This window comes from Calditrichia bacterium, assembly GCA_020634975.1.
In the GTDB taxonomy this organism is placed as follows: domain Bacteria; phylum Calditrichota; class Calditrichia; order RBG-13-44-9; family J075; genus JACKAQ01.
Genome location: JACKAQ010000002.1, coordinates 500,073 through 516,807, shown reverse-complemented (window position 1 = coordinate 516,807; position 16,735 = coordinate 500,073). Strand labels below are relative to the sequence as shown.

Annotated in this window: 19 protein-coding genes; 2 read left to right on the top strand and 17 right to left on the bottom strand. The window is 46.2% G+C overall.

The annotated features are described in order from the left end of the window. Positions 1-36 precede the first annotated feature (36 nt). The 7 genes from H6629_16530 to H6629_16500 form a co-directional block, all read right to left on the bottom strand. Positions 37-1,218, bottom strand: coding sequence for an NAD(P)-binding domain-containing protein (locus H6629_16530; GenBank protein ID MCB9069400.1), 1,182 nt, complete (start codon positions 1,216-1,218; stop codon positions 37-39). Positions 1,219-1,222: 4 nt separating this feature from the next. After that, positions 1,223-2,023, bottom strand: coding sequence for a 2-(1,2-epoxy-1,2-dihydrophenyl)acetyl-CoA isomerase (locus H6629_16525; protein MCB9069399.1), 801 nt, complete (start codon positions 2,021-2,023; stop codon positions 1,223-1,225). 30 nt (positions 2,024-2,053) lie between these two features. After that, positions 2,054-2,548 (bottom strand): phenylacetate-CoA oxygenase subunit PaaJ, encoded by a 495-nt coding sequence (gene paaJ / locus H6629_16520; GenBank protein ID MCB9069398.1) that lies wholly within the window; start codon positions 2,546-2,548, stop codon positions 2,054-2,056. 58 nt (positions 2,549-2,606) lie between these two features. Further along, positions 2,607-3,395, bottom strand: coding sequence for a phenylacetate-CoA oxygenase subunit PaaC (gene paaC, locus H6629_16515; protein ID MCB9069397.1), 789 nt, complete (start codon positions 3,393-3,395; stop codon positions 2,607-2,609). Continuing rightward, positions 3,392-3,673: a 1,2-phenylacetyl-CoA epoxidase subunit B gene (gene paaB / locus H6629_16510; protein ID MCB9069396.1), complete on the bottom strand. Its 282-nt coding sequence runs from the start codon at positions 3,671-3,673 to the stop codon at positions 3,392-3,394. The genes paaC and paaB overlap by 4 nt, the downstream gene beginning before the upstream one ends. A gap of 95 nt (positions 3,674-3,768) precedes the next feature. After that, on the bottom strand, positions 3,769-4,704 hold the full coding sequence (gene paaA, locus H6629_16505) for a 1,2-phenylacetyl-CoA epoxidase subunit A (protein ID MCB9069395.1): 936 nt from the start codon (positions 4,702-4,704) through the stop codon (positions 3,769-3,771). 213 nt (positions 4,705-4,917) lie between these two features. After that, positions 4,918-5,673 (bottom strand): hypothetical protein, encoded by a 756-nt coding sequence (locus H6629_16500; GenBank protein ID MCB9069394.1) that lies wholly within the window; start codon positions 5,671-5,673, stop codon positions 4,918-4,920. Between the two features lie 95 nt (positions 5,674-5,768). Between H6629_16500 and H6629_16495 the strand changes: the two genes are divergently transcribed. Together H6629_16495 and H6629_16490 are read left to right on the top strand one after the other, a co-directional pair. Beyond that, positions 5,769-7,304 (top strand): M20/M25/M40 family metallo-hydrolase, encoded by a 1,536-nt coding sequence (locus tag H6629_16495; protein MCB9069393.1) that lies wholly within the window; start codon positions 5,769-5,771, stop codon positions 7,302-7,304. A gap of 225 nt (positions 7,305-7,529) precedes the next feature. After that, the gene (locus H6629_16490) at positions 7,530-8,687 is read left to right on the top strand and encodes a hypothetical protein (GenBank protein MCB9069392.1); all 1,158 of its coding nucleotides are present in this window, start codon (positions 7,530-7,532) and stop codon (positions 8,685-8,687) included. A 4-nt stretch (positions 8,688-8,691) separates the two neighbouring features. On the opposite strand, the gene H6629_16485 is transcribed toward H6629_16490, so the two are convergent. The 10 genes from H6629_16485 to H6629_16440 all read right to left on the bottom strand — a co-directional run bounded on the left by H6629_16485 (position 8,692) and on the right by H6629_16440 (position 16,710). Next, on the bottom strand, positions 8,692-9,576 hold the full coding sequence (locus H6629_16485; GenBank protein MCB9069391.1) for a 1,4-dihydroxy-2-naphthoate polyprenyltransferase: 885 nt from the start codon (positions 9,574-9,576) through the stop codon (positions 8,692-8,694). Between the two features lie 4 nt (positions 9,577-9,580). Beyond that, entirely contained in the window at positions 9,581-10,423 is an 843-nt protein-coding gene (gene menB / locus H6629_16480; GenBank protein ID MCB9069390.1) for a 1,4-dihydroxy-2-naphthoyl-CoA synthase, read from the bottom strand. 39 nt (positions 10,424-10,462) lie between these two features. Next, positions 10,463-11,248 carry a 2-succinyl-6-hydroxy-2,4-cyclohexadiene-1-carboxylate synthase gene (gene menH / locus H6629_16475; protein ID MCB9069389.1) on the bottom strand — a complete coding sequence of 262 codons (786 nt, stop codon included), beginning with the start codon at positions 11,246-11,248 and terminating at the stop codon, positions 10,463-10,465. Next, positions 11,245-11,820, bottom strand: a complete 576-nt coding sequence (locus H6629_16470; protein MCB9069388.1) for a biotin transporter BioY — start codon at positions 11,818-11,820, stop codon at positions 11,245-11,247. Before H6629_16470 ends, menH begins: the two co-directional genes overlap by 4 nt. 92 nt (positions 11,821-11,912) lie before the next feature. Then, a complete protein-coding gene (locus H6629_16465; GenBank protein ID MCB9069387.1) occupies positions 11,913-14,084 on the bottom strand; it encodes a polyribonucleotide nucleotidyltransferase in 2,172 nt (723 codons plus the stop codon). Positions 14,085-14,099: 15 nt separating this feature from the next. Further along, on the bottom strand, positions 14,100-14,369 hold the full coding sequence (gene rpsO / locus H6629_16460) for a 30S ribosomal protein S15 (GenBank protein ID MCB9069386.1): 270 nt from the start codon (positions 14,367-14,369) through the stop codon (positions 14,100-14,102). Positions 14,370-14,385: 16 nt separating this feature from the next. Further along, on the bottom strand, positions 14,386-15,300 hold the full coding sequence (locus H6629_16455) for a bifunctional riboflavin kinase/FAD synthetase (protein MCB9069385.1): 915 nt from the start codon (positions 15,298-15,300) through the stop codon (positions 14,386-14,388). Between the two features lie 45 nt (positions 15,301-15,345). After that, a complete protein-coding gene (truB, locus tag H6629_16450; GenBank protein MCB9069384.1) occupies positions 15,346-16,041 on the bottom strand; it encodes a tRNA pseudouridine(55) synthase TruB in 696 nt (231 codons plus the stop codon). Then, on the bottom strand, positions 16,034-16,411 hold the full coding sequence (gene rbfA / locus H6629_16445) for a 30S ribosome-binding factor RbfA (GenBank protein MCB9069383.1): 378 nt from the start codon (positions 16,409-16,411) through the stop codon (positions 16,034-16,036). The genes truB and rbfA overlap by 8 nt, the downstream gene beginning before the upstream one ends. A 17-nt stretch (positions 16,412-16,428) precedes the next feature. Beyond that, positions 16,429-16,710 carry a DUF503 domain-containing protein gene (locus tag H6629_16440; protein ID MCB9069382.1) on the bottom strand — a complete coding sequence of 94 codons (282 nt, stop codon included), beginning with the start codon at positions 16,708-16,710 and terminating at the stop codon, positions 16,429-16,431. Positions 16,711-16,735: the final 25 nt, after the last annotated feature.

Genomic DNA, 16,735 nt, shown 5'->3' with positions numbered 1-16,735 from the left:
CTTTATTTACAATTGATTACGGTGAGATATTTTTTTCTATTGACTGCGATCGTCGTAAAAGGATTGTTTCGATTTTACCATCCTGCGTAAAATCGGGCTGGGGCGATAGCGATCTTCGCTGTATTCGACATGCAGGTTTTCCAGCCTGCGCAACACAATATCGAGCCCGATTTCGTCAGCCCATTTGAGCAATCCTTTGGGATAATTGACACCTTTTGTCATCGCCAAATCGATGTCCTCACGGGTGGCGATTTGCCAAAACAGCGCATCGGCAGCCTCATTAATCAACATTGCCAATATGCGATTGACAATCATTACTCCAATTTCCCGGTCTGTCTTGGGTGCCGTTTGGGTGGCATTTTCGCGGTAATCATAAAATCCGCGCCCGGTTTTGCGACCCAGCAAACCGGCTTCCATCATGCGCTGTTGGGTAAACGATGGTTTGTATCGCGGATCGAAAAAGAAAGTCTCGAAGACAGTTTTGGTAACAGTAAAATTGATGTCGTTGCCAATCAGATCCATCAGCTCAAACGGACCCATGCGAAATCCGCCGATGGATTTCATCGCCCAATCGATGGTTGCAACATCTGCGATGCCTTCTTCGAGAATCCGCAGCGCTTCGCCGTAAAACGGTCGCGCCACACGATTTACGATAAAACCGGGCGTATCTCTCGCAATAACGGTTGTTTTTCCCCAGCTTTCGACAATTAATTTGGCTTTTTCAACATACGATTTTGTTGTCTGAATGCCGGGCACAATTTCCACCAACGGCATTAGCGGTGCCGGATTAAAAAAGTGGATGCCCAAAATGCGTTCCGGCTGTACACATTTTCCGGCAATTGCGGCAATCGACAGCGATGAAGTATTGCTCGCCAAAATGGTGTCTGCCGGTGCAATTTTTTCCAATGATTGAAATAATTGCTGTTTCAGCGACAGGTTTTCGACAATTGCTTCGATTATCATCCCGCAATTCCGGCATTCATCCACCGATTTGTAAAAATGAATATTCGCCAAAACAACCGCAGCCGTTTTCCCGTCGAGGCGATTTTTGCTTTCCAGTCGCCGGAGGATATTTTCCAAATCTGTTTTTGCAGCGCTCAACGCTTCATCATTGCTGTCGCACAACACAACCTTGTGCCCGGCTTGGGCAGCAATTTGGGCAATCCCCCGCCCCATCGTTCCCGCGCCGATAACGCCGATGTTTATTTTTGAATTCATCCCATTATTTTCCGGTGAAGTTCGGTTTGCGTTTTTCCAAAAATGCCGAAACGCCTTCGTGATAATCGCTGGTGCTGCCGGCAAGTCCCTGCAATTCTTCTTCGATCGTCAGTTGCGTTTCCAAATTGTTTGCAAGTGATTGATTGAGGGCGCGTTTGATCAGTCCCAGCCCCTTTGTGGGCATTCCGGCCAGCTTGTTTGCAAGCCCGGTCGCGGCAATCAACAATTCATCCGGTGAACAAACGCTGTAAATCATTCCCCATTCCTGCGCCTGTTTTGCGGAAATTTTTTCGCCCAGCATCATCAATTGGGTAGCGCGGGCAGTGCCGATCAGTCGTGGCAGAAAAAAAGTGCCGCCGCTATCGGGAATTAATCCGATGTGACAAAACGCCTGCAAAAAGGAAGCGTTTTCTGCTGCGATCACAAAATCGCAAGCCAGCGCGATGTTCGCGCCCGCGCCCGCAGCAACACCGTTAACTGCAGCAATAACAGGTATTTCCAGATTTCGAATATATTTGATGATCGGATTGTAACTGCCATGAACGATGCTTCGGATATCCGCCCAGGCTTTGTCGGCGGGCGCAGCTTCTGCGAGATCCTGCCCGGCGCAAAATGCACGACCGGCGCCGGTGATCAGCAACGCGCGAATTTTCCCGGCATTTTCGCCATTCGCCGCGAACGATTCGAAAACCAGCTGAACCTCCCGGGCCATCGCACGGTTAAAGCTGTTTAATTTATCCGGTCGATTGAAAGTAATTGTCCCGACGTTATTTTCAATCAAAAACGTGATGTGTTCGTAAGCCATGACATTCCCCAAACGGTGATTTTTGGATGTTCAAATACATTTGAAATGTTCGAATGGCTGACAGCAGCCATCACAAAAATAAAGCGCTTTGCACGCTGTTGAGCCGAACGCGCTTTGCAAACGGGTTTGGTTTGAACCGCAGAAAGGACAATCGATGCTTTCGCGTAGCTGGTGAATAGGTGACTTACTGTTTTTTTCCGGCGGTGCGATGCCGTATTCCCGCAGTTTTTCTTTGGTTTCGTCACTCATCCAGTCGGTTGTCCACGGCGGAAAAAGCACGGTTTTAATGCGAACGTCTGATACGCCATTTTCAGACAAATCATGCAATATTGATTCCTCCATCATTTTTAGTGCCGGACATCCGGAATAGGTTGGCGTGATTTCGATGTCAACATGCGAATCCTGCAAATGGACATTTCGCACGACTCCCAATTCCACGATGCTGATTACCGGCACCTCAGGGTCGGGAATTTGATCCAGCCATTGCCAGATTTGCTGTTCAGTAACAGTTGCGGTTGGTTGCATGATTTTTTCGTTTATGTTGATAAGAAACTGAATTAAACGTCGAGACACTATAATTTACTTACCACTTGGCATCCGGATATGAACGTGGCAGAATTTGCATTTCAGCCAAAATATATCCCAAATGTTCGGTGTGTTTGCCCTGCCGGCTGCCACTGCTGAAATAGCCCTGTTCGCCGGGAATTTCCAGCGTCGCTTCATCGAATACTTCTTTCACCAAGTTTTCCCATTTGGTGCGCAACATGGCACTATCGCCAGCGATGTGCTGTTTCACCAATCGTTGCTCAATCGTATCCGATTCAAACATTTCATTGGTGAACATCCATAAATCGTTAAACGCAAGCTGGATGCGCTCGCGACTTTCTTCTGTGCCATCGCCAAGCCGGATAATCCATTGGCTGCTGTGTCGCAAATGATAACGGACTTCTTTTAAAGATTTGATAGCAATCGCCGCTAATGGCTCATATTTCGAGGTTTGCAGCGATTCGTAAAGCAAAAATGTGTAAGCATCCGTCAAAAACTGGCGGGCGATGGTGTAGCCGAAATCTTCATTCGGCTGTTCAACCAACATCAAATTGCGGTATTCGATAGCTTCGCGAAAATACGCCAAACGATCTTCATCTCTCCCCTGCCCTTCCACTTCTCCGGCCAATTTAAAAAAACTGATCGCCTGCCCGACACAGTCCAGCGCAATATTGGACAACGCGATGTCCTCCTCCAAAATGGGACCGTGTCCACACCATTCGGAAAGGCGATGCCCCAAGATCAGGCGATCGTCGCCCAATCGCAACAAATAATCGAATATATCGGCTCGGGTTTGTTCGTTCAGTTGAATCTGCGGTTGGCTCATTTGATCCCCCGGGGCACTTTGTAGAATTGCGGATGCCGGTAGGCTTTGTCATTGCCGGGCTCAAAAAACGGGCCGTCATCTGAGGGTGTGGTTGCGGTAATGTGCCGCGATTCCACCACCCAAATGCTCAGCAATCGTTCCCGGCGGGCGTAAACATCGCGGGCATTTTGCAGCGCCATTTCCGAATCCGGTGCGTGCAAACTGCCGGCGTGTTCGTGCGGTGCACCCTGTTTTTCCTGCACAAAAACTTCCCAAAGCGGCCATTCGCTGTCGCTGATTTCTGATTGGTGAATCTCTTTCTTGGCTTCTGCCACGGTGGACCTCCGTATTGTCGCTCATCTGAAAATGTATTTATCTGAAAACAGTAATCGTTTTAAGCCACATTATTTTTGCGTTTAGCCGCATGTGCCGCAGCTGCTTTCCGCACCCATTCGCCATCCGAATATGCGTTTCGCCGGGCGCGCATGCGTTGGCGATTGTATGGTCCGTTTCCGCGGACAACGCTCCAAAATTCATCCCAATTGATTTCACCGAATTCCCAATTTTCGGTTTCTTCATTAAATTTGAGATCAGGATCGGGCAAAGTAAGGTTCACCGCGCGCGCCTGTGGAACCGTCAAATTTACGAATCGCTGCCGCAATTCATCATTGCTGAACAGTTTCACTTTCCAGCGCATCAGCTCTGCGCTATTTGGCGAATCGGTATCCGGCGGTCCGAACATCATCAGGGTTGGCCACCAAAACCGGTTTACGGCATCTTGCAGCATGTTGCGCTGTTCGGGCGTTCCGTTTGCCATTGTCGCAACAATTTCGTATCCCTGCCGTTTGTGGAAATTTTCCTCTTTGCAAATGCGCAAATTCGCGCGGGAATACGGCCCGTAAGAGCATTTCGCCAACATGGTTTGATTCACAATTGCAGCGCCATCTACCAGCCAGCCGATCACTCCGATATCCGCCCAGGTGAGTGTCGGGTAGTTAAAAATGCTGGAATATTTGGCTTTGCCATCCAAAAATTGCAGAAATAATTCGTGCCGGTCAACGCCGAGCGTTTCGGCTGCGCAGTAAAGATACAGCCCGTGCCCCGCTTCATCCTGCACTTTTGCCAGCAACGTCAGCTTTCGTTTGAGCGATGGTGCGCGGGTGATCCAGTTGCCTTCCGGCAACATGCCCACAATTTCCGAATGGGCGTGTTGCGAAATCATCCGCACCAATTGCTGGCGATAGCGTTCCGGCATCCAGTCCTTTGGCTCAATTTTTTCACCTGCATCAATGCGTTGCTGGAATATTTGCAACTTGGCTTGATCTTCCATGCTCAACTCCTGTTTATTTATTTTTTGTCGCGTTTTCAGATTTATGGAGTGCGGCTGCTTTATTTGGGAATTAATAAATGCCGTCACTTCCCTGCTTTCAATATATGCAGAAATTAGCAGATGTCAATAATTTTAGATTTTTGACAGCAAAATGAAAAATACTGATAACTGCAATATTTTTAAATCTTTAACGTTGATTGAATTGAAAAAATATCACCCGTTGAGAAACACGCTCATCAACGCAGCCGGTAGCAATTGCATGATGAGATTATCCCATCCGTGTGGCGAAACGGCTTCGGCAAGGGTGCAAATAAGGCTGATAATAAACATCGAAAAAATAATCGGCGGACTCAGCGGAATCATTATTTTTAGCGACACAAAAGCAATTAACACCGCAAAACTAACCAGAAAAACACTCAGCGAGCCTTCATAACTGCGATATGCACCAACAGCATTCCAACCGGGGACACGGTATCGATGCTTCCCAAAACGGGTGCCCACCGGTTCGGCAATTGCGTCAGCCATTCCGGCAACCAAATATCCGGCTATTGCCATATCTTCAAAAAAAACATTGCTTAAGACACCGCCGATCAGAGTTGCCATATATGGAATGATGATAAAATATGTGCGGTGTGGCTCATCTTTTTCTCGCGCAAGCGCTTCAAAAAAAATATTTCCATCACCGCGAAGAATAGCAAAAAGCAGCACAGCAGATGTCATCAACCCGAACAAACAAACCATTCGCAATCCGTAAAAATGATGCAGCGTTGCCGCCAGAAAAAATATGATAAAATGAAACGATTTTCGGCTATATCCGGTTTTCCAGCCATAACGTTTTTTCAAAAATCCAGAAAAATGAAGCGCCGCCGTTGCAATCAGCAAAAAAGGAATGCCAAATCGAAACAATTCATCGATTGTTGGGAGATTTGCAACAAAAAATTGGATCAGTTTTTCGAAAAAAAATGTCATTTCTGATATATTTTCGCTTCGATTATTCAACAAAAAAGCTTAGCTTTTTCAATTCTGGAGACATATTTAAACATTTACATGTATGGAGAAGCGTAATGAAATTTAGAACACTGGTCTATTTGTTAATGCTTTGTTTTTGTATGGGTTTAACCGCCCAGGAATCTGTTGATTTACAAACAATTACACGAATAAAGCAAGAAGGTTTTAAAAATTCCGAAGTGATGGAAACCCTGAGTTACCTGACCGATGTGTACGGCCCGCGATTGACCGGATCGAGTAATTTGCGAAATGCCCAAAATTGGGCAGTCGAAAAGCTGACGGAATGGGGACTCGCAAACGCGAAAACCGAATCGTGGGGCGTTTTCGGTTACGGCTGGGAAGTTGAACGGTTTTCCGCGGAAATGACCGCGCCGCAATATATGAATCTGATCGCTTACCCGCAGGCGTGGACACCCGGCACAAATGGCGTGATCACCGGAAATCCGGTGTTGATCGATCCGGACGATGAATCTGTGGAGGAAGATTACAAAGGCAAACTTGCCGGCGCAATTGTGCTTTTGGGTACTCCGCAGGAAATGGATGACCATTCAGAGGCCGACGAAGAACGCTATTCCGATGAAAAACTGGCAGAATTGGCAATGGCGGAAACGCCCGGTGCTCGGCCGTCCAATCTGGAACGCATCCAGCGCTGGCGCAAACTTCGTGCAAAAACGGAAAAATTGAACAAAATGTTTCTGGACGAAGGTGCAAAAGTGGTGGTTCGTTCCAGCCAGCTCGATCACGGCACTTTGCGAGTGATGAGCGGCGGTTCTTACAAAACTGCGGCATCGCGCTCGATGCCATCGATAATTATTGCCAAAGAGCAATACAATCGCATCGCCCGATTGCTGGAAAAAGAAATTCCGGTCGAACTTTCCATTAACATCCAAACCCGTTTTTTGGAAGAAGATTCACTGGAATATAACGTTGTTGCGGAAATTCCCGGAACTGATCGCAAATTGAAAGACGAAATCGTGATGCTCGGCGGACACATCGATTCGTGGCATAGCGGCACCGGCGCAACCGATAACGGCGCTGGATCTGCAGCAATGATGGAAGCTGTCCGCATCCTCAAAGCTATCGATGCAAAACCGCGCCGCACCATTCGCATCGCGCTATGGACCGGAGAGGAGCAGGGACTTTTGGGCTCGCGCGGCTATGTGAAAAAGCATTTCGGCAACAAAGAAACCATGGAATTACTGCCGGATCACGAAAAATTATCCGCATATTATAATATTGATAACGGCGGCGGCAAAATTCGCGGGGTTTATTTGCAGGAAAACGATGCCGCACGCCCGTTTTTTGAGGCGATGCTGGCACCGTTTCACGATTTAGGTGCAACTACTGTCACAATCCAGAACACCAGCGGTACCGATCACCTTGCGTTTAACGAAGTCGGTTTGCCGGGATTTCAATTTATTCAGGATCCGATGTCGTATCGCTCACGCACTTGGCACACAAATATGGATGTCTGGGATCATGTCAGCGAAAGCGACATGATGCAAATTTCCGTCATCGTTGCATCGATCGTTTTGCACACCGCAAACCGTGACGAAAAAATCCCACGCAAACCCTTGCCAACAATCAAATAATTCAATTTTTTGAGAGATAAAAAATGAGTCCCTCACCCTCATTTGTGCGGGACTCGTTTTGAATAATTGCGATCACCCACCCAATCTGCTTTCATCCTGCAAACTGATTTTACTCAAATTGTAATGCTGCATACGATATTTTGTAACACCACACCCGTTATATTATTAGCAGAATTAATGTCGCTAAAAACATGGCGAACGATAAAATTGAAAAACGGAGTTAACATGCAGGATATGGATTATTATCAGATTGAATACCCGTCAACAAAAAACGTTACGTTTGGGACAGTTGAACCGGGAATTACGAACATTCGGAAGCAATTAATTGATGTTGCAATGAATGGGCTTGGGGAAATGTTCGATCCGAAAACGCAATTGTTTTACGACAGGGTTGTGCAAACTCCGGACGGATACCTGATCGCTACCGACCATAACCTGCGCTATTCATTGATTTCATTACTCGGACTATATCAATTTGAGATATGGGGCGGACAATCTCCAATTAATATTTCCAGAACATTACAGTGCATTTTGGATGACACATCCGTGATCAAAAATGGCGCAGACGCCGGTTTGCTGCTTTGGTTAACGTCACTTGTTTCACCGGAAAAAGTTACATCGCTGTATCTGCAATTGGATATTGACAATTTGTTTAACCGTTTTTCCGATGCGAAACGGGGCGAGACAAAGTCGCTGGGTTGGTTACTGACCGGATTATCTTTTGCGTCGATGACGACCGGCAGCCAAATTAATCGGTGGAGCAGAGCTGCACGATCCATTGCCGATCAACTCATCAGAAATTACGGTGGAAAAGGGATCTTTTATAGCCGCTCAATCTATACCATTGGCGGAATATTGAAATCGGGCGTCAGTAATTTTGTGGATCAAATTAACGCGATTTACGGATTAACGGTATTTTCAACGTTGTTCGATTCACCGGAAGCCCGCGAAATTTCATTGAATTGTGCCATTAATCTTGCTGCACAGCAGGGTGAATCCGGGCAATGGTGGTGGGAATATAAAGTGAGTACAGGAAAAGCTATCCGCAAATATCCGATATTCAGTGCGCACCAATATGGTCTGGCGCCAATGGCTTTAGCTGCAATCGGAAAGGTAACCGGTGTCGATTTTAAACTAAATATTAACAAAGGTTTACAATGGGTTGCCGGTAACAATGAATGCTTTGCAAATTTGATCGATTCAAAAAATGCAGTCATTTGGAGCGGTGTAAAAACTGAGCGCCGAAATCACTCGCTGAACCCGTTCAAAACAATTTACGGCATTATCAACTCTCCAAAATTGTCCCGGAAATTCGTAATTCCGCTGGAGTGCCGCCCATCTCAGCTTGGCTGGTTGCTGTATGCGCTCTCTCCGGAAAATTAAAATGTCAGATCAACCAGCCGATCGAAAAAAGCAGGCTGAACAGGAACAGAAATCGCCCCGTATTTGCCAGCACATTGTTCAGCACCGGGCTTCCACTGATCTTCCAAATCGTTTTGATATCCGGAATTGCGATCAGCAAAGCGAGCGAAGCCATGACGGCAAACACGCTGCCGCCGTGCAATACATATAAAATTACCGGCACACAACTGGCTACAATCAGGCAAACCAGATATTCCATCCGCCCGAAACCAACCCCGAAACGCACAACCAGCGTTCGCTTTCCGGCATCGCGATCCGAAAAAACATCCCGCAGATTGTTCACCGTTAAAATGGCTGTTGAAATAAATCCCGGTGCCAATCCCGCCAGCAATACTGTTGTATTGATGTCCAACGATTGCACATAATAGGTTCCGCCAACCGCCACCGGTCCGAAAAAAATCAGCACAAAAAAGTCTGCAGTGCCGTTATATCCCAACGGCGATGGACCGCCGGTATACAATATTCCAAATAAAATGGATGCAACGCCGATCATCAAAATTGGCCATCCGCCGCGAAAAACCAGATACATCCCGATCACGAAAGCCAGCCCAAATGTTAGAATGAACGCCCGCTTCATCGATTCCGGTGTCACCCACCCGGCTTGAGTCGCGCGAGTTGGCCCGATCCGGTGTTCGGTGTCTGCACCTTTTTTGAAATCGAAATAATCGTTGGCGTAATTTGTCCCAACCTGAATCAACAGCGCACCCAAGAAGGCAACTATCGCAGATGGCAAATGAAAAACACCATCTGCCACTGCCATTGCTGTTCCCATAATTACCGGTGACGCAGCGGCCGGCAGAGTTTTGGGTCTCGCTGCCAGCCACCAGGTTTTTATCTTATTGTTATTCATAAACTTACGGGCGCCGTTTGAATTTGTTGAAATCGGGTTTGCGTTTTTCCAAAAACGCGTTTTTGCCTTCCTGACCTTCTTCTGTCATGTAAAAAAGCATGGTTGCGTTTCCGGCGAGTTCCTGCAACCCGGCTTGTCCGTCGCAATCGGCGTTCATTGCGGATTTCAGGCAGCGAATTGCAATCGGAGAATTTTGGAGAATTTCGCGGCACCATTGCACTGTTTCAGCTTCGAGCTGCGCATACGGAACAACTTTGTTCACCAAACCCATATCGAGCGCTTCCTGCGCATCGTACTGGCGGCACAAAAACCAAATTTCCCGGGCTTTTTTCTGACCGATAATTCGAGCGAGATAACTGGCGCCGTAACCGCCATCGAACGAACCCACTTTTGGTCCGGTTTGCCCGAATCGCGCATTGTCCGCGGCAATTGTCAGGTCACACATCACATGCAGGACGTGACCACCGCCAATTGCCCAACCCGCAACCATTGCTATAATCGGCTTCGGACAAGTGCGAATCTGACGCTGAAAATCCAGCACGTTCAAATGCTGCGTTCCCGATTCATCATTATATCCTGCTTCACCGCGAATACGTTGATCGCCACCGGAGCAAAAGGCTTTTTCACCTTCGCCGGTTAAAATAATCACGCCGATGTTGGCATCATAGCGCGCATCTGCGAGCGCATCCTGCATTTCCATTACGGTCAACGGGCGAAACGCGTTATGCACTTCCGGCCGATTTATGGTGATTTTGGCGATACCATCATCCGTTTTGTGATATAAAATATCCTCATATGATTTGGCGGATTTCCATTCAACTACACTCATCCGGGTTTCCTCCTGCATTTGGTTTGTATCGAAAGGTAAATGTTATGGTTAATTTTTTCAGCGCAAAAACCGTTGCACAACATTTGCAAATACAACCGGTGATTCCGCATGAATATTGTGCCCGGTATTTTGCACAATTTCTATGGAGATTTGCGCATTGTGAGATTGCATTTGCTCAGCAATAGCCCTGAATTTAACATCTTTTTCCCCAACCAACAACACCATCGGATTTTTAAGCTCCGGAAGCGCGTCCCACAGCGATGGTTGAACACCGGTTCCCAATTCCCGCAACGATTTCGCGAGTAATTTAGGTTGATTTTGATTTCGCCGGCGAAACAGCAATTCGAAATTCGAATGATTTCTCAACGTCGCGAATAACGGCTGGCGATACCAATCGTCCAAAAAGCCCGAAAACGGTTCGTTTTCCAATCGCAATGCCAATGTTTGATCCGTTTGTTGACGTTTATCTCGCTCATCTGGCGTTCGTAATCCCGGCGATGCAGATTCCAGCACTACTCTCCGGAAATATTTGGGAAAAGTGAGTGCCAGGTAAAGCGCAAGCCTTCCCCCCATTGAATAACCGACCAAATCGCACGGCACAGCATCCATTTTGACGAGTGTTTCGATAACGGCATTGGCGACAAACGTAAAATCCCAGGTTAAATCTTGTGCAACTCCGACAGATTTTCCGTGTCCCGGTAAATCCATCGCGATGCAACAATGGTCATTTTTGAGAAAGCTGATTATCGGCTGCCAATCGCTGGCACATCCCATAAAGCCATGTAAAAACAGGACCTTATCCGGCGCGTTTCCGAATGATTCTGCATGTAAAATAGTACTCATTCTTCAACCCTGCTTTTGGTTTTCTGTCCCATCAACACAAAATGACATGCTAAAACAGTTAGCAAAATTTTGAATTGATCGGCAGGAATCAGAGAAAGCCAGCCTTTTTGGAGCGTGGCAAGCCAGCCAGTTGAATCAATTGAAAAGTGCAGCCAAATCACACCTGATGCAAACAAAACGATTGATCCGGCTTGCACAGACAGCCATCGCCAAAATAGCGTTCGATTTATTTGTGAAAGAAAACCAATCAAACCAGCCACAACCGGGAATGCCAATAAATATCCGCTGCTGTTTCGTCCAAACAAATAGCCAATACCGAAACCGTCCCCGGCAAAAACGGGAAAAACTAACCCGGTGAGCAAATACACAATTTGCGCACCGCTGGCACTTCGCCAATTCAACAACAAACCGCTGCCGTAAACGACAACTGTTTGCAAAGTAATGGGTATATCGCCAACGCTGAACCGGATTTTCGCACCGGCAATCATCAACAAAACAACCAACACATTCACAGCAATTTTTTGGAATTTTTCAATAAATTCTGAAGATAATTTCAGATCAATAGATTTCAAAATATTTATCAATCATTGGCGTTAAACAAAAAACGGGATTTCCAGATCGGAATCCCGTTTATGCAAATCAATTAATTTCAATAATTTAACCGTTACCGGCGATTTCTGTCCCGATTGTCACGGCCACCACGACGATCGTCGTTACGCGGCGCACGTTTGCGCTCATAATCACGATCCGGGCTGTTGGGATCAATCACATGACGGCGACTAAGGTTATAGCGTCCTTCACGATCGATGTGCACCAATTTAGCTTCGACAGTATCACCGATGTTAACAACATCCGTAACTTTCTCGACACGATCCGGCTCCAGATCGGAAATATGGATCAAACCGTCTTTTCCGGGCAGGAATTCCATAAACGCACCAAAATCGAGAATACGTTTGATAGTGCCTTTGTAAACTTTACCGAGCACCGGTTCTTCAACCAGGCTTTCAACACGTGCTTTGGCTTTGGATGCCGCTTCCATATCGGCGGACGCGATGATCACCAATCCGGTATCGTCGATATCAATTTTTGCACCGGTTTCTTCGATAATTCCACGAATCACCTTGCCACCGGGGCCAATTACCGTACCGATTTTGTCACTCGGAATCATCAACGAAATGATCCGCGGTGCATAGCGGGAGATATCTGCGCGTGGCTGGGCAATCGTTTGGTCCATAATGTCCAGAATTTTGAATCGTGCATTCCGGGCGCGATCCAACGCTTCGGTAAGGATATCGAATGTTAATCCACCAATTTTGATGTCCATTTGAAATGCGGTAATACCATCGCGAGTTCCGGCAACTTTAAAGTCCATATCGCCAAGAAAATCTTCGTCACCGAGAATATCGGTGAGCACACGCACTTCATCTTCTTCTTTGATGAGCCCCATCGCAATACCCGCAACGTGGCATTTAACCGGAACACCAGCATCCATGAGACTAAGCGAACCGGAGCAAACCGAAGCCATTGAAGATGAACCGTTAGATTCCAGCACTTCTGAAACCAGACGAATGGTATAAGGAAAGCTTTCATCGACTGGCAATATAGGCATCAGCGCGCGTTCGGCTAAATCGCCATGCCCAATTTCCCGACGGCTGGTGCCACGGAAAGGCTTGGGTTCACCGGTACAAAATCCAGGGAAGTTGTAATGCAGCATATAGCTTTTGCTGGATCCGCCTTCCAGTGCGTCAACCGTTTGTTCGTCAATTTTCGTACCGAGCGTGCAAGTACCCAAACTCTGGGTTTGACCACGCGTAAACAGCGCTGAGCCGTGCGCTCTCGGCAAAAAGGAAACTTCGCAGTCAATTTGACGAATATCGTCCAAACCACGTCCATCGATCCGGACATTCTCTCTAACAACCTTTCCGCGTACTTCACGTTTTTGGATGTCGTAAAGAATACCTTTGATCTCATCTTTCAGTGTTTCGCGTTCTTCTTCATCAAAAGATTCCACAACTTCTGTTTTGATTTCCGAGATTCGTTGATTCCGCTCTTTTTTGTCCAAAATCTGGAATGCTTCGATCAATTTTCCAGTTGCCAGTTTTTCGATACGATCCTCGAGACCTTCGGTTTTTTCGGGTTCGGGAACTTCAACTTTTACCGGGTTGATTTCGGCAATCAGTTCGTTTTGAAGCTCAATCAATTCCTTGATAAAGCCATGTCCAAAACGCAATGCCTCGAGCATTTCAACTTCAGAAATTTCGGAAGATTGACCTTCGACCATCATAATTGAGTCGTAAGATCCTGAAACTACAAGATTTATGTCGCTTTCTTCAACCTGTGCGAAAGTCGGGTTTACAACATACTCGCCCTCAATTCGTCCAACTCGTACAGATGCAATCGGTCCTGCGAAAGGAATATCGGAAACGCAAAGCGCAGCCGATGCACCAACAGCGCCGAGGACATCCGCGTCATTTTCCTGATCGCTGGATATGACAAAAATGGCAACCTGAGTTTCATTTTTGAAATTTTTCGGAAACAGCGGTCGGATGGGGCGGTCAATCAAACGAGCGCTCAAAATTTCTTTTGCGCCGGGACGACCTTCGCGTTTGAAAAATCCGCCGGGGATTTTTCCTGCAGCATAGGTTTTTTCCTGATATTCGACAGATAACGGAAAAAAATCGATCCCCACCCGGGGTTCGCCGGAGCTAGTGGCTGCAGCTAAAATTAACGTATCGCCATAACGTACCGTAACCGCTCCGTTTGCTTGCCGGGCAAGACGACCATGTTCAATGGTCAACAGGCGACCGCCAATTTCTTTTTCTTTTTTAATAATCATTACTTTCCTCTAAAGTTAGCGTCTTAATCCAAGTTCCTTGATCAGTTCGCGATAACGGTTGATGTCTTTTTTCGCGAGGTAGTTCAACAAACGACGACGCTGTCCAACCAGTTTTAGTAATCCACGTCGGGAGTGATGGTCTTCCCGGTGGGTTTTCAGATGCTCAGTCATGTATAAAATACGATGAGTGATGAGCGCAACCTGCACTTCGGTACGACCGGTATCACCTTCGCTCGTTCCAAATTTTTTAACAATTTCCAGCTTTTCATTTTGGGTAATTGCCATTACGCCTCCATTTAAATTACATGTTTACACAAATATTTTTGTCTATTTCCAATTGTTTTTTCAAATCATCCATTGTGTCAAATTTTTTCTCGGACCGAATAAATTTTTTGAACCGGATTTCGAGAGTTTCACCATAAATCAAACCGCGAAAATTAAACAGATGCACTTCTAAAGTCAAGTGATCATATTCAAAAGTGGGTCGGACACCGATATTCATCATTCCCTTATAGGTTTGATTTTTGAAACGCACGTCGACAGCATAAACGCCCTGGGCCGGAATCAATTTATCCGATTCATCGGGCTCAAGATTTGCCGTTGGAAAACCGATCGATTTTCCGCGACCGTCGCCGTGAATAACCCTGGCGAATAATCGATAGTGGCGCCCGAGCAATTTTTCAGCCTGGTCAACAGCCCCTTTCTCGAGCAATTGCCGGATCATCGAACTACTCACGACAACACCATCCTGCCGAAAGGGCTCAACCTGTTCAGCGTTAAATCCAAATTCATTACCTAAGCGCTGCAGATTTTCAAAACCACCTTCGCGATTGTGCCCGAAATGATGGTCATATCCGATAACCATATGCCGAACACCTAGTTTTTCAACGAGATAGCTTCGCACAAATTCCCGCGAAGTTTGCTCAGCAAAGGCTTTCGTAAATTCCAGAACAACGACGCGATCTATCTGGTTTTCTTCGAAAATATTCAGTTTTTCCTGACGGGTTGTTAAAATCGGGACAGCTTGTCCGGTTAAAACTTTGCGCGGGTGTGGATCAAATGTAACGATGGTTGACAGCATCTTTTCACTGGTTCGGATGGATTGCATCCGGTTAAGTAGCGACTGGTGTCCGCGATGAAAGCCATCGAAAGTGCCCACCGTCAATACGCTGGGTTTCGGCTGTTCAATCTTCCCAATCTCTTCAATTATTTCCATATTGCGGATTCGCTACTCCATTTAAATCATTGTAAAACTTGATGTTCAGTCAGACACAATTTCTGTGCTTTTGGCTAATTGCTCTTGAAATTCTTCGATACTTTGTGCATTTTCGATCAGGAAATCGCCGACGCGGGTACGAACAAGCGTTTTGAGAAATCCGGCTGTATTCAGCGCTCTGGCGATATCTCTGCCCAAAGTACGAATATAAGTGCCGCGCCCGCAAAGCACCCGAATACGGATTGTTTTTTCGGAAAAATCGAGTAAATCAATTGCTTCGATAGTCACTTTTTTAAACACTTGCGGCATCTCTTTGCCTTCTCGCGCCAATTTGTACATCCGCTTGCCTTTAATTTTGGCTGCAGAATATGCTGGCACTTCCTGCTCAACTTCTCCGGTTAATGCTTCGAATGTTGCTTCTATTGAAGATTGAGTCAGCTCCGGTACTTCTTTTTCCAAAATTGTTTTGCCAGTGACGTCCATTGTATCGGTTTCCCGTCCCAATTCAATTTCAGCGATGTATTCTTTGGGTAAATTCATCAGTTCGCCGGATTGTTTGGTGGCGGGACCCAGGCAAATCACCAAAACACCCGTTGCAAATGGGTCGAGCGTTCCCGCATGCCCCACTTTTTTTATTCCGGTGATGCGACGAATTTTGTTTACGACATCAAACGATGTCCAATCAACGGGTTTGTCGATGGCTAGCATTGCACCGGTTTTTGGGGAATAACCTTTAATCATCATTATTTCCCAATTTTTCATCTTCGGCTTTAGCCCGTTTGATCAATTCTTCAATTTTCATGGCGTAATCGAGTGTGTCGTCTGCAAAAAATCGCAAATCCGGAACAAATCGCATTTTCAGCAATGGTGCCATTTCGTTTCGAATAAAACTTTTCGCGCGATTCAATGTGGATAGTGATTTTTGCCGGGCTTCATCGTCGCCGAGTGCGGTAAAATAAACAGATGCCAGTCGTAAATCGGGAGTAATTTTAACGTTGGTTACGGTTACAAATCCCTTATCCGGGTCTTTTATTTCCCGGTCGATAATAATACTGACGATTTCTTTTATCTTGTCGGCTGCCTTGCGCTGCCGGACAGACTCTTGATTCATAGCTAACAACTTGTTTTTTATAGATATTCGATCGTGTGATCAACAACTTCGGCTGCATCGTAATTATCAATCAAATCGAAAATCGTGTTCATACATTTTTCCAAATATTTGTAATCACTACCAACTTGTGCAATGCCCAATTGGGCGCGTTGCCATTTGTCTTGGTGATCAACTTCTGCAACGGAAATGTTGTATTTATTGGACAACTTGTCTTTGAGTCGTCTTAAAATGGCTCGCTTATCTTTCAAAGAAGCTGAGCCATGTAAATACATTTCAACTGTCATAACCGCTACAATCATGAATGCAGCTTCACATTTTATTCGT

Coding starts and splice junctions, on each gene's coding strand:
- H6629_16530 (MCB9069400.1), bottom strand. CDS start 1,218: ATGAATTCAAAAATAAACATCGGCGTTATCGGCGCGGGAACGATGGGG.
- H6629_16525 (MCB9069399.1), bottom strand. CDS start 2,023: ATGGCTTACGAACACATCACGTTTTTGATTGAAAATAACGTCGGGACA.
- paaJ (MCB9069398.1), bottom strand. CDS start 2,548: ATGCAACCAACCGCAACTGTTACTGAACAGCAAATCTGGCAATGGCTG.
- paaC (MCB9069397.1), bottom strand. CDS start 3,395: ATGAGCCAACCGCAGATTCAACTGAACGAACAAACCCGAGCCGATATA.
- paaA (MCB9069395.1), bottom strand. CDS start 4,704: ATGGAAGATCAAGCCAAGTTGCAAATATTCCAGCAACGCATTGATGCA.
- H6629_16500 (MCB9069394.1), bottom strand. CDS start 5,673: ATGACATTTTTTTTCGAAAAACTGATCCAATTTTTTGTTGCAAATCTC.
- H6629_16495 (MCB9069393.1), top strand. CDS start 5,769: ATGAAATTTAGAACACTGGTCTATTTGTTAATGCTTTGTTTTTGTATG.
- H6629_16490 (MCB9069392.1), top strand. CDS start 7,530: ATGCAGGATATGGATTATTATCAGATTGAATACCCGTCAACAAAAAAC.
- H6629_16485 (MCB9069391.1), bottom strand. CDS start 9,576: ATGAATAACAATAAGATAAAAACCTGGTGGCTGGCAGCGAGACCCAAA.
- menB (MCB9069390.1), bottom strand. CDS start 10,423: ATGCAGGAGGAAACCCGGATGAGTGTAGTTGAATGGAAATCCGCCAAA.
- menH (MCB9069389.1), bottom strand. CDS start 11,248: ATGAGTACTATTTTACATGCAGAATCATTCGGAAACGCGCCGGATAAG.
- H6629_16465 (MCB9069387.1), bottom strand. CDS start 14,084: ATGATTATTAAAAAAGAAAAAGAAATTGGCGGTCGCCTGTTGACCATT.
- rpsO (MCB9069386.1), bottom strand. CDS start 14,369: ATGGCAATTACCCAAAATGAAAAGCTGGAAATTGTTAAAAAATTTGGA.
- H6629_16455 (MCB9069385.1), bottom strand. CDS start 15,300: ATGGAAATAATTGAAGAGATTGGGAAGATTGAACAGCCGAAACCCAGC.
- truB (MCB9069384.1), bottom strand. CDS start 16,041: ATGATTAAAGGTTATTCCCCAAAAACCGGTGCAATGCTAGCCATCGAC.
- rbfA (MCB9069383.1), bottom strand. CDS start 16,411: ATGAATCAAGAGTCTGTCCGGCAGCGCAAGGCAGCCGACAAGATAAAA.
- H6629_16440 (MCB9069382.1), bottom strand. CDS start 16,710: ATGATTGTAGCGGTTATGACAGTTGAAATGTATTTACATGGCTCAGCT.